Source organism: Peribacillus sp. FSL P2-0133 (assembly GCF_037975445.1).
In the GTDB taxonomy this organism is placed as follows: Bacteria; Bacillota; Bacilli; order Bacillales; family DSM-1321; genus Peribacillus; species Peribacillus simplex_E.
This window is the reverse complement of the sequence record NZ_CP150254.1, coordinates 5,506,545-5,519,061: the sequence shown is the minus strand read 5'-3', so window position 1 is coordinate 5,519,061 and position 12,517 is coordinate 5,506,545. Positions and strand designations below refer to the sequence as shown.

The 12,517-nt window shown below is 44.0% G+C and carries 14 protein-coding genes; all 14 read left to right on the top strand.

The window, feature by feature from the left end; all coding sequences use genetic code 11:
* Positions 1-78: 78 nt before the first annotated feature.
* Positions 79-921, top strand: a complete 843-nt coding sequence (locus MKY17_RS26745; protein ID WP_098371592.1) for a DegV family protein — start codon at positions 79-81, stop codon at positions 919-921.
* A gap of 122 nt (positions 922-1,043) precedes the next feature.
* Complete coding sequence (locus MKY17_RS26740; RefSeq protein ID WP_098371667.1) at positions 1,044-2,435, top strand: DEAD/DEAH box helicase; 1,392 nt, start codon at positions 1,044-1,046, stop codon at positions 2,433-2,435.
* The gene (locus MKY17_RS26735) at positions 2,428-3,120 is read left to right on the top strand and encodes a ComF family protein (RefSeq protein WP_098371591.1); all 693 of its coding nucleotides are present in this window, start codon (positions 2,428-2,430) and stop codon (positions 3,118-3,120) included. The genes MKY17_RS26740 and MKY17_RS26735 overlap by 8 nt, the downstream gene beginning before the upstream one ends.
* Positions 3,121-3,215: 95 nt before the next feature.
* A complete protein-coding gene (locus MKY17_RS26730; protein WP_098371590.1) occupies positions 3,216-3,629 on the top strand; it encodes a TIGR03826 family flagellar region protein in 414 nt (137 codons plus the stop codon).
* A gap of 211 nt (positions 3,630-3,840) precedes the next feature.
* Positions 3,841-4,104 (top strand): flagellar biosynthesis anti-sigma factor FlgM, encoded by a 264-nt coding sequence (flgM, locus tag MKY17_RS26725; protein WP_098371589.1) that lies wholly within the window; start codon positions 3,841-3,843, stop codon positions 4,102-4,104.
* A 77-nt stretch (positions 4,105-4,181) separates the two neighbouring features.
* Entirely contained in the window at positions 4,182-4,670 is a 489-nt protein-coding gene (locus MKY17_RS26720; RefSeq protein WP_179891065.1) for a flagellar protein FlgN, read from the top strand.
* Positions 4,671-4,700: 30 nt separating this feature from the next.
* Positions 4,701-6,260 carry a flagellar hook-associated protein FlgK gene (flgK, locus tag MKY17_RS26715; protein WP_098371587.1) on the top strand — a complete coding sequence of 520 codons (1,560 nt, stop codon included), beginning with the start codon at positions 4,701-4,703 and terminating at the stop codon, positions 6,258-6,260.
* 15 nt (positions 6,261-6,275) lie between these two features.
* A complete protein-coding gene (flgL, locus tag MKY17_RS26710; protein WP_098371586.1) occupies positions 6,276-7,154 on the top strand; it encodes a flagellar hook-associated protein FlgL in 879 nt (292 codons plus the stop codon).
* 44 nt (positions 7,155-7,198) lie between these two features.
* Positions 7,199-7,777: a DUF6470 family protein gene (locus tag MKY17_RS26705; protein WP_098371585.1), complete on the top strand. Its 579-nt coding sequence runs from the start codon at positions 7,199-7,201 to the stop codon at positions 7,775-7,777.
* Between the two features lie 8 nt (positions 7,778-7,785).
* The gene (fliW, locus tag MKY17_RS26700) at positions 7,786-8,229 is read left to right on the top strand and encodes a flagellar assembly protein FliW (RefSeq protein WP_098371584.1); all 444 of its coding nucleotides are present in this window, start codon (positions 7,786-7,788) and stop codon (positions 8,227-8,229) included.
* Positions 8,229-8,462 (top strand): carbon storage regulator CsrA, encoded by a 234-nt coding sequence (gene csrA / locus MKY17_RS26695; protein ID WP_098371583.1) that lies wholly within the window; start codon positions 8,229-8,231, stop codon positions 8,460-8,462. The genes fliW and csrA overlap by 1 nt, the downstream gene beginning before the upstream one ends.
* 138 nt (positions 8,463-8,600) lie before the next feature.
* On the top strand, positions 8,601-9,866 hold the full coding sequence (locus MKY17_RS26690) for a flagellin (RefSeq protein WP_098371582.1): 1,266 nt from the start codon (positions 8,601-8,603) through the stop codon (positions 9,864-9,866).
* 757 nt (positions 9,867-10,623) lie between these two features.
* Positions 10,624-10,986 (top strand): flagellar protein FlaG, encoded by a 363-nt coding sequence (flaG, locus tag MKY17_RS26685; RefSeq protein WP_098371581.1) that lies wholly within the window; start codon positions 10,624-10,626, stop codon positions 10,984-10,986.
* A 14-nt stretch (positions 10,987-11,000) separates the two neighbouring features.
* Complete coding sequence (locus MKY17_RS26680; protein WP_098371580.1) at positions 11,001-12,512, top strand: flagellar hook-associated protein 2; 1,512 nt, start codon at positions 11,001-11,003, stop codon at positions 12,510-12,512.
* Positions 12,513-12,517 lie beyond the last annotated feature (5 nt).

The window sequence follows — 12,517 nt, the reverse complement described above, 5'->3', positions numbered from 1 at the left end:
ATTTAATGCAAATAAGGGCATTTTCAGATAAAATGGTGAATATGATACAGAGTAAATTTTTATAAGGATGGTACTATTATGAAAACCGCAGTCGTAACAGATAGCACTGCATATATACCTAAGGAAATACGTGATCGTTTACATATACATATGATGCCGCTTAATGTCATTTTTTCCAATGAAGCTTACCGGGAGGAAGTTGATATAACTGCGGATGAGTTTTATGAGGAAGTAAAGATGCAGGAGAAATTGCCGACCACTTCACAGCCTCCAATCGGGAAGTTTGTCGAGAAGTTCGAGGAACTGCAGAAAGAATATGATGATGTTATTTCCATTCATTTATCGAGCGGCATCAGCGGAACGTATCAAGGAGCGGTATCTGCAGGTGAAATGGTCGAGGGAATTAGGGTTCATGCCTTTGATTCGGAAATCAGCTGCATGGTACAGGGGTTTTACGTGATCGAGGCGGCAAAAATGGCACTTGATGGTAAAGGCGCAGAAGAAATCATGGCAAGGCTCGAAGAAATGAAACCATCGGTAAGGGCCTACTTCATGGCAGATGACCTATCCCATCTGCAGCGCGGCGGCCGCTTAAGCAGTGCCCAAGCATTGATTGGCAGTTTGCTTCAAGTGAAGCCTGTCCTCCATTTTGTTGATAAAGTCATCGTCCCATTCGAAAAAATCCGTACAAGAAAAAAAGCGATGAAAAGGATTGCCGATTTACTTGGGGAAGACGCGTCGAGCGGCGAGAAATATAAAGCCGTCATCATTCATGCAAAACGGGAAAGTGAAGCTAAAGACTGGAAAGCCGAACTTGAAGCCCGATTCCCAAATGTCGAGTTCGACATCAGCTACTTCGGTCCAGTAATCGGAACGCATCTGGGCGAAGGTTCAATGGGGATGGGCTGGTATAAAATTTAAGCTGTGACGCCTTTACTAAGTGTAAGGCGTTTTTTTTGGAGCTAAAAGGAATCCGGGAGTAAAAAGCGAATGATAAGGAGGAGTGTAATTTATCAAGAAATGGAGGTTGCAGTTTGAAAAACATGAGCATTTCCCCCCCTTATTCCCCGGAACTTCAGAACCATCTCACCGGAAAACACCTTTTGGCCTTCGAAATCCCCTTCTCCCAAGAACTCCTCGAAGAGCACCTCAAGAATGGGTATGTCTCGGAAACTTGCGGCGTGCAATCGGGGAACGGCAGTTATAACTGTGTACGCTGCGGTAACAAAAATCAAACGTTGTTTTATACATTCCCTTGCAAGATTTGCAATCAAGATTGCACATACTGCCGCTCATGCATCATGATGGGACGGGTCAGTGAATGTGCAAAGCTTTATAGGTGGACCGGGCCCGGCATTCAGTTTACGATTCCTGACAATGTGATGAGGTGGGCAGGCACTTTATCGGCAGGTCAACAAAATGCCTCCGACTGTGTCGTTGAAGCCGTGAACGGAAAAGATGAATTCCTGGTATGGGCTGTATGCGGGGCAGGGAAGACGGAGGTCCTATTTCCGGCGATTGAGGCAGCCTTGCATGCCGGGAAACGGATTTGTTTGGCAACACCGCGGACCGATGTCGTTCTCGAACTCTCCCCAAGGTTAAAAAAAGCCTTTCCTGCCATTGACGTCACGACCCTCTATGCCGGCAGTGCAGATAGACATGGCTTTTCACCACTAACCGTTGCCACGACACATCAGCTTTTCCGTTTTATTGAAGCTTTCGATGTCATCATCGTTGATGAAGTCGATGCGTTTCCCTACTCAATTGATGATTCGCTGCATTATGCGGTTAATAAATCGAAAAAGGTTTCTGCGTCGACCATCTACTTGACCGCCACACCTTCGAAACGGATGCAGCGGCTATACCGAAGCGGTAAATTGAAAGCCGTGATAATTCCGGCCCGTTATCATCGACAGCCAATTCCTGTCCCTGGAATAAAGTGGAGCGGCAATTGGCAAAAACTATTTCTTCAACAAAAGATTCCCCCCGCAATTAATGGATGGGTTAGTGAACGCCTTAAGCAGAACATCCCCTTCCTATTGTTTTTTCCAAGCATTCAAGTGATGGAGCAGGCCATTCCGTTGTTCCAAAGACTGTCCCAAAAATTATCGATTGTCCACTCCCGGCACCCTGATCGAAAGGAAAAGGTAATGGCACTAAGGAATGGAATGATTCCAGGATTACTGACAACGACCATCCTGGAACGCGGCGTGACAATTGATCGGTTGGAAGTAGCCGTGATTGGTGCTGAACATGAAGTGTTTTCTGAAAGTGCCCTCGTTCAGATTGCCGGCAGGGTAGGGAGAAGCTTTGCTAACCCTGCCGGGACGATTACCTTTTTTCATTACGGTAAAAGTAAAGCGATGGTCGAGGCGGTTCACCATATACAAATGATGAATAAAGATGCCATGAAAAGGGGGCTGCTCGATGAATAGATGTCTTGTTTGTGATGAGGGAATGAAGCGGGCATTGACATGGAGGAGCTTGCTTAAGCGGGCCGAGGCAAGGGCAATCTGCGAAGGATGTGAGGGGAAACTTAATAGGATTACCGGAGAGACGTGTACAATGTGCTCAAGGGAGTTGGACAGGGAATATATGACCAGTGACCTCTGTCTGGATTGTTCAAGATGGGAAAGGGATGGGGAATGGGGAGGCTATTTGTCGAAGAATATATCGCTATTTCATTACAATGAATACTTAAAAGATATCATTGCTAAATATAAGTACAGGGGGGATTATGCATTAGCTGAGGTTTTCGCTCCTTTTTTGAAAGAAAAGTTAAAGGACATGGAATTTGACCTGGTAACGGCCATCCCGCTTAGTCATGAACGGCTTAGGGAGCGGGGATTCAACCAAGGGCAGGCTTTGGCGGATCTCATTGGACTTCACACGGTTGAGACTTTGACAAGAATCCATACGGAAAAACAATCAAAAAAATCACGGCAGGAGAGAATCTCATTGCCGCAGGTTTTTCAGGTGATGCAATCTGATTTGCTGGAGCATAAATCTATTTTGATCATCGATGACATTTACACGACAGGCACAACGCTCAGGCATGCAGCGAAAGCATTGATAACGGCTGGGGCCAAAGAAGTATCATCCATCACACTGGCTAGGTGAAACAGCTTATTTTAATGAACATCCTAAAGTATCGCCGGGATTATTCGATATATACACTAAAGAATAATCGCTGTGATGGTGAAGGAGGTACCTCGATGGAAGTATTCAACTGTCCAAACTGTAATTCGTTATTCGTTATGACGAAATTCCGGGATGTATGCGATGCCTGTTATAAAGAAGAAGAAGCCCAATATGATAAAGTGTATGCATATATTCGCAAGAAAATAAATAGAACGGCGTCCATGATGCAGGTGGTTACGGACACCGGCGTTGAAGAAACGTTATTAATTAAATTTGTGAGAACCGGAAAGCTGGCGCAGTTTCCCAATCTAGGAATTCCATGTGAAAGGTGCAGCGCTAACATCAAGAGCGGAAGGTTATGCAGCAAATGCGGCGATTCACTGCGAACGGATTTGCAGGCATTTGAAAATGAGGAAAAGCGCCTGACTGAAATTCAAGGAAATGATAAAAAAAATACGTACTACATGAAGGATGATCAAAAAGGATAAATCATGGAAACATGATGCGGTATTTGTTAAAATATTCGATATTGAGAACAATATTCGACAATGGGTGTCGAAGGAAAGATTATAGGAAACAATTAAAGAAATCCAATCCTTGTCGATAATAAAGATAGGGAGAATAACACAGTCCAGAGCCATTTTCATGTGTTTGGAATCAATGGGATTTAAAAATCGATCGAAGGAGAGGATCTGGAATATGAAAATCAATAACGTCGGTATGACAGGTGTTAACCCTTATAAACTACAAGCCAATAAAACGGGGAATATACAAGAATCCAAGGTCAAATCCTCGGATAAAGTTGAAATTTCTTCAGCGGCAAAAGAAATGCAGCAATCATCTCCGATTCTTGCTGCAAGACAAGCAAAAGTGGACGAATTGAAAATCCAAGTTGAAAAAGGAAATTATAAATTGAATGCACAAGCAACGGCTAAGGGTCTCATCGATTTTTACCGGAAATGAATTTTCAATGAAAAAGCTTGAATGAAGTGGACGGAGCCATTTTCCGTCCTTCATTTATGAGCGGAGGAGGCAGGAAAATGTCTGCACGGAACATCATCGGATCGCTTGAAAAATTGATCAAGCTTCATAAAAGTTTCAATCAATTGGCGATAAGGAAAACGGCCATTTTGAAAGCAAATGATACTGAGGCGATTACTGTCCTGCTGATTTCGGAACAAAAGCATATAAAAGCCATCAGTCAAACGGATAAGGAAAGGGAAAGGGCAGTCGAGGAATTTCTTGCAGCTAATGGAACGGTGGGACAGCCTGCCTCCATCCATACCGTGACTAAACTGACAGGACCTGAAGAAACGGAAGTCCTTGAAATGCTAAAAGCGGAATTGATTGATGAAGTGGCAAAGCTGAAGGAGAGGAACGGTTTAAATCAGCAATTGATCTATCAGTCCCTTCAATTCATCAATGTCTCTTTGGATATTCTGAGGCCGCGGAACCAGAATCTGAATTACGGGGATTCGGTTAGGAAAACGGCGAAAATCGGCATGGGAATGTTTGATTCCAATGCATAAGAAGCAGAAAGAAGATGGAGGTGCGAGCAAATGATTTCAACCTTTATGGGTCTTGAGACCGCCAAACGCGGATTATCCACCTCTCAAGGAGTATTGTATACAACAGGAAATAATGTGGCCAATGCCAATACTTTAGGATATTCAAGGCAGCGGGTCAACTTGGTCCAGACGTCGGGCTTTCCTACCGTCGGTTTGAACAGCCCGCGTGTTGCCGGCCAAATCGGGACAGGGGTGGCAGCTGAAACGGTTCAGCGGATCCGCGACAGTTTCCTGGATGCACAATACAGGACACAAAGTAATAAAATCGGTTATTACGGGGCCATGAGCGAATCCCTGACGAAAATGGAAGGGGTCATGAACGAACCGACCGACAGCGGATTAGCCGCCACGATGGGGAAGTTCTGGAATTCGCTGCAGGGGCTGACGGCCAATACGGAAAACTCCGGGGCTCGTGAAGTCGTTGCCTCGACGGGTGTCATGGTCGCGGATACCCTGAACTACTACTACAACTCGCTAACGAATGTTCAAACGGATATAGGCAATCAGATAAACGTCAAAGCGAACGAAATTAATACGCTCATCAGCAGTATTGATCAGCTTAACCAACAGATCAGTAAAGTGGAGCCGCATGGTTATGTCCCCAATGACCTTTATGATAAACGTGATGTACTCGTGGACAATCTCTCGCGGCTTGTCAGCATTAAAGTGAATAACGTCATTCCGACGGATTACGGCAGAGCCAGCGATGTGGCTACAGGGCTATACAACATCGAATTGATGCAAGAAGACGGTTCGTCTTTTGCGCCGCCCATCAATCTTGTCAGTGTTAACCAAACCGGGATGGCGGGAACTTCGAAAGTTGAAGTTAGCCATGATAAAAAGACGGGTATGGTAGACGGATTGCAATTCGGTTCGAAAACATTGACGGATTACAATTTCTCGGGAGAACTATCCGGTTTGATCAAAAGCTTCGGCTATAAGAAGGCTGATGGCACGATCGGCGGCGCTTATCCTGATATGCTGAAAAAGCTCGATAATATGACGACGGCTTTTGTGAATGAGTTCAATGCCATCCATAAACAAGGGTATGCCTTAGGTGATGACAACACTTCAACATTGAACTTCTTTGAACTTGAACCTGGTAAGAGTGCCGCCCAAAGCATCAAGGTGAATAGTGAAATCGTTAAGGATCCCGCAAAAATAGCCGCAGGCGGAAAAAGCGGAGGGGCATCCGGTGATAATGAAAATGCCAAACTCCTGGCTGACCTTAAAAAGAAGGCGTTCAGTGAGTACTCGACTAAAGACCAAAACTCTGACGAATTGACGGGAAACTTCGACACCTATTATTCCGGTATCATCGGAAAGCTTGGCGTGGATTCCCAAAGCGCCCAAAAGAACCTTTCCAATTCTGTCGTGCTTGCTGCATCGGTCAATCAAAATAGGGAGTCCGTCAGTTCCGTATCCCTTGATGAAGAAATGACAGACATGATCAAATTCCAGCAGGCATACAACGCATCTGCAAGAATGATGACGATGATGGATGAAATGCTCGATAAAATCATAAACGGAATGGGTACGGCAGGCAGATGATAGGAGGGGACGAACATGCGGGTAACGCAATCGATGCTAACCAATAATATGTTGAGCAATTTAAGCAGCAGTTACGAAAAGATGTCCAAGCTGCAAGAGCAGGTTTCCTCTCAAAAGAAATTCTCCAAACCATCCGATAACCCTGTTGCAGCCATGATGGGAATGGGGTACCGGACAAACCTCAATCAAATAGGGCAGTATCAAAGTAACATTGCCGAGGCGACCAATTGGATCGACAGCACGGATGATGCCATTACGGAAGCGGTTTCAGCCATGCAGCGGATTCGTGAATTAACCGTTCAAGGCAGCAATGGCACGTATGAAGGGGAACAACTTAAAACCATTACTGAAGAAATTAAACAATTAAAAGAACATCTCATAACTCTTGGCGACACACAAATTGGCGGGAAGTATATTTTCAACGGTCAGGATACGAATGTTAGACCATCGTCCGTTAAAGATGCGAATGGAAATACGGTGTATGGCACAGGGGACATAAACCTTGAAGTGTTTTCCGGGCTTTCCCTTAAAATCAATACGGACGGATCCAAGATTTTTGGTGATGCACTCGCTGCCGGCGGAAGCATCGACCGGACGATCGATGCACTCGAAAACGGCGGGGACGTGAGCGGGACGCTTGAAGGGCTTGACGCAACGATAAATACTTTCTTAGGCATGCAGGCACAGGTTGGCGCAAGGCAGAATCGGATTGAGCTGATGACGGACCGTCTCAAGCAGCAGGAGGTTTTTGCCACTGAAATCCTTTCGAAAAATGAGGATGTCGATATCGAAAAGGCGATCATGGATTTGACGACCCAAGAAAGTGTCCATAGTGCTGCATTAAGTATCGGAGCAAAAATCATGCAACCGAGTTTAATGGATTTTCTTCGCTAAGCTATTCTTAAATGGATAGCTTTTTTCTATAAGGAGTGTTGATGATGCAGATTCCGCAAATCAGATTGCAATCCACCCCAATGAAGATTGGATTGAATCTAGAGCAGCCTGTACAGCAAATCGAACAGAAGGCGGCGGTCCAATCTATCGAACAGCCGCAAGCCATACTGGAAATTCAAACGACTCCAGGCAAACTGACGATCGATCAGTCACAAGCAAGGGAAGACATGGATTTGAAAAGCCTCTCAAGAAGAGTCGATGAATTTGCGAAGCAGGGATATCAAGATTGGCTGGCGGGTATGGCAAGACGTGCTCAGCAGGGAACGGAGCTGAGGCATATTGAGAAAGGCGGTAATCCACTCGCTGAACAGGCCAGGCAAAACAGCAAAGGACCTGAGAAGCAGTTCAATCTCGGCTGGATTCCCTCACCATTCAGCGTAAAGCTTGACTATCAGCCAGCGGAAGTGAAGATTGAAGCAACCGTACAAAAACCGATCATTGATGCTCAAATCAATGGGGCGAACCATACATACACACCAGGAAGTGTGGATGTCGAAATTCTACAAAAATATGCGCTGGATATAGATTTCATCAATTTATTTTCGGGTGAGATAGGGGAGTGAAAACATAGATGATCATACAAACAAAATTTCATGGCGAACTCGAATTGGCAGAGAAAGAGATTTATGTATTTGAAAGCGGGATACCAGGATTTTTAGAAGAAAAACAGTTTTGCTTGCTAGCTTTGGATGACACGCCCTTTTTCGTCCTGCAATCGATAGAAACAAAAGAGCTTGCCTTCATTGTGACAGATCCTTTTGAAGTGTTTCATGATTACGAAGTGAAGCTTACGGATGAGGTGTTATCTTCTTTACAAATTGAAACGGAACTGGAAGTCATCACTTTCGTCATCTTAACGATCCAGGACCCTTTCAATGAAACGACGGCCAATCTCCAAGCTCCCATCATCATAAACGGACCTAAAAAAGTGGGTAAGCAATTTATCATGAATGCTAGTGAATACCTTACAAAGCACAGACTGTTTGAACCTCCAGCAGAACAGGGGGGGAAATGATGCTCGTATTGACCAGAAAACCAAATGAAGCGATCATGATTGGCGATGATATCGAAATTACGATCCTGTCCGTTGAGGGGGAACAGATCAAACTGGGGATCAATGCCCCTAAAAACGTCGATATCCATAGGAAGGAAGTCTACCTGTCCATCCAGCAGGAAAATAGAAAAGCCTCAAAAGCAGAAACCAATTTTCTGGAAAATATAAATGAGTATTTCAAGAAAAAATCGTAAAATCCGCTAAATATGTTTCCAAGCAGGTCGATATTAACTATACAACGATGGGCTGTGAAATATGCGGCCGACTTATTCACTGCCCATCGTAAACAACCACATGGACGTGGGGACTTAAGACTCAAGGAGGAAACATAAATGATTATCAATCACAATATTTCAGCTCTAAACACGCACCGTCAATTATCAAGTGCAACGAATGCACAATCCAAATCAATGGAGAAACTAGCTTCAGGCATGCGCATCAACCGTGCAGGCGATGATGCAGCCGGTCTTGCAATCTCTGAAAAAATGCGTGGACAAATCCGCGGATTGGACCAAGCTTCCCGTAACTCACAAGATGCCATCTCTTTGATCCAAACTGCTGAAGGTGCATTGAACGAAACGACTGACATCCTTCAACGCATGCGTGAGCTTGCTACACAGGCATCAACGGATACTAATACAACTAGTGACCGGGGAGAAATCCAAAAGGAAATGGATTCATTAACATCTGAAATCAACCGTATCGGTAACACTACTGAATTCAATACACAGAAATTATTGAATGGTTCTAAGGATTCAGCAACTGCAGCTCAAGCAGCAGTGGAAGCTGCTCCTGCCGTGGCCGGTAGCGTAACATCAACAGGAACATTAAGTACAACTGCAGGCGACACAGTAGTGGTAGATGGAAAAACATTTACAGTTGCCGCTGCTGATGATGCCGCTGCCGGAGAGTTCACAGATCTTGATGGATTAATTGCTGCTATTGGAGCAGATGCTGAATTAAGCGCTAAGTACACTGCAACTAAAGATGGCGGACAACTTAAATTAGAACAAAAGACTGGAGCTGAATCTGCAACTGCAGCAACTATCACTGGAACTGGCGGTCTATCTGTAGATGCTGCTGAAACTGTAGATGGGTCTGCGGAAGTAAAAGCCAAAGAAGCTGTTGAAGCTGGAGCAGGTCTTCAATTCCAAATCGGTGCAAACGAAAATCAAAGCCTGACACTTGAAATTGGTGATATGCGTGCAAGTGCTCTTGGATTGACTGGTACTGGTACAGGCTTCACAACTGATACAAATGTAAGCAATGGTACAGATTCTACAGGTGTTGAATCTGGCCTGGATGTTTCTAACGCTAAAAACGCATCAGCTGCTATTACAAAAATTCAATCTGCGATTGACACTGTTTCAGCAGAACGTTCTAAACTAGGCGCTAACCAAAACCGTTTAGAGCATACGATCAACAACTTAGGTACTTCTTCTGAAAACCTGACAGCTGCTGAATCACGTGTTCGTGATACAGATATGGCTAAAACAATGATGGAGCAAACTAAAAACTCTATCTTGGCGCAAGCTTCACAAGCAATGCTAGCTCAAGCAAATCAGCAACCGCAGGGCGTTCTTCAGTTACTTCGGTAATTAAATAGTTAGCCTAATAAAGGGTCTGACACTTTGTGTTAGGCTCTTTTATTTGTACTGATTGAAGGGTGCAAGGAACACTACGATGCAGAAAAGTGGGATTACTGACCCTTAAAAAGTAAGGGACCATCCGTTTATCTACCACCAAGGAATCTTATGGCTACAATCCTAATGATATTATCTTCATTGAGTATGATGGGACTACAAAATACGTAGATGAAGATGTGATTACTGTATATGGTGAAATGACTGGTGAACACAGCTATCAATCACAAGCTGGATGGGATATATCCATTCCTAGTATGTTCGCAGATTCATTTGAATAAAAAGGGAGTTCTATAAATTAAAATCATCAGTCATAATTTTTTCCGAACGTAGAGAAGTGATTATCACCCTCAGTTTTAATCTTTCTAATTTTAAAAAAAGACTGTAGATAAAAGGATTTCTATCTAAATGTTAAAACAAGGTTGATTGGAGCGGGTGTGCGAGACTCCTGCGGGAGATACGTGTCCAAGGGAGACCCCGCAGGCGCAAAAGCGCCGAGGAGGATCCCGGACCGCCCGCGGAAAGCGAGTGCCTGGAGTGGAAATCAACTAGACTCCAGTTATTCTTCTGGAGTTTTTTAGTAGAATCTCTTTTATAGAAAAAGATCATTCATGATAGTCTACAGTTGAAACCAAAATCAAAAAGCTTTACTAAATATAAAACTGTAAGAACCGATATAAAAAGTAAAGACATCATATTGGGGGCTATTTAGATGCTGGAGAGCTTGTCCACGAATATTCTTTCCTCACAACATAGAACAGCAATCTCGGAAGGAATCAGTGCATATTATCAGCGGGAAATGAATACGCTTGCCTATTCGGAACAAAGTGTGGAATCTACTGATGAGCCTTTAAAAGAAAAGGTGCAGGAAATGGTGGATAGTTTGAACACCTTCCTGAATCCGACACATACGGCCGTTCGTTTTGAATATCACGAGAAGCCGGATGAGTACTTTGTCAAGGTAGTCGATGACGCGACGGATGAGACGATCAGGGAAATTCCGCCGAAGAAGTTATTGGATTTCTATGCGGCAATGACGGAGTTTGTCGGCATCATGGTGGATGAAAAAATATAAGCGGGTGATTTATTTTGGTACGAATCAGTGGTTTAGCAAGCGGGATGGATATTGATGAACTAGTTAAGAGCATGATGCAGGCAGAACGGGTGCCGTTGGATAAATTAACACAGAAAAAGCAGTATTCCGAGTGGCAGCGGGATGATTACCGTTCGGTAAATACAGCTTTATCAGAATTGGATACGCTCATTCGTGATGGAATCGGGAAGCAGTCTTCTTTCATTAAAAAGAAGGTGTCGGTATCGAATCCAGATGCTGTATCAGTGAGAAATGTGAATTCGACCAGTGATTTTTCCGGGAATATACAAGTGAATGGACTTGCTAAAGCAGCAACCATGACAAGTACGGAAAAATCAGCTGTTACCGACCCCAAAAAGAAACTATCGGAATTGGGTTTCACGACACCACAAGATATTACGATACTCGCCATCAATAAAAATGGCGGTTTTGATACGGAAGTAAAAGATGGAGTGACAGTGGAAAAACCGTACACGCTTACCCTTAATGCGGACGATACGTTAGAGAGTGTGATAAATAAAATTAACGCTAACTCGGGAGTGACTCTATTTTTCGATGAAACGTCCCAGCAGTTTTCCATCACTGCTAAAAATACCGGTGATGTTAAAGGTCGGCCTGAAATTGAATTGGGAGGCACCGGAGATTTTTTCGATACGTTAAAACTGGGCAGTAACAATGAAGGGGCTGGCGGCTCAAAAGGGGAAAATGCGTCCATTGTTTATAATGGACTGGGAATTTCCCGGCCTTCGAATACGTTTCAGATTAATGGAGCGGAAATAACGGTAAAGCAAAAAACGACCGATACAGTCACATTCTCATCAAAAGCAGATGTGGATGCCATCCTGGATACAATCACTCAGTTTGTGAATAAATACAATGAAGTCATTAAAAAGGTTCAAGATAAAACGGGCGAAGCGAAATATCGCTCCTTTACGCCGCTTACCTCTGAGCAAAAGAAGGCGATGACGGAGGATGAAGTGAAGCTGTGGGAAGAAAAAGCGAAGAGCGGAACGTTAAAAAGTGATTCGACATTAAAAAGTCTCCTGACCACAATGAGGTCATCTCTATACACCTCGGTGGATGGAATCACTGGAAAAAACAATCTCAGCAGTTTGGGGATCACCACGACCAAGAATTATTTGGAGGGCGGTAAATTAATGATTGATGAGGACAAGCTCCGGACAGCCATTAGTGAGGATCCCAATGAGATTTATGATATGTTCATGGCCAATGGTTCGGAAAAGAGCGACAAAGGCCTCGCGCGCCGGTTGAGGGATGATATAGAATCATCGATGAAGGTGATTACTGAAAAAGCCGGAAAGGCCGGCTATGTTAATAACAATTTTACAATCGGAAAATTGGTTGACGGGCTGGACAAGAAGATCTCAACATTTGAAGCAAAGTTAACGAAATTGGAATCACGTTACTACAACCAGTTCACGGCGATGGAAAAAGCGATTCAAAAGGCAAACAGCCAAAGTGCATCGTTAGCTTCTTATTTTAGTTAAGGTAA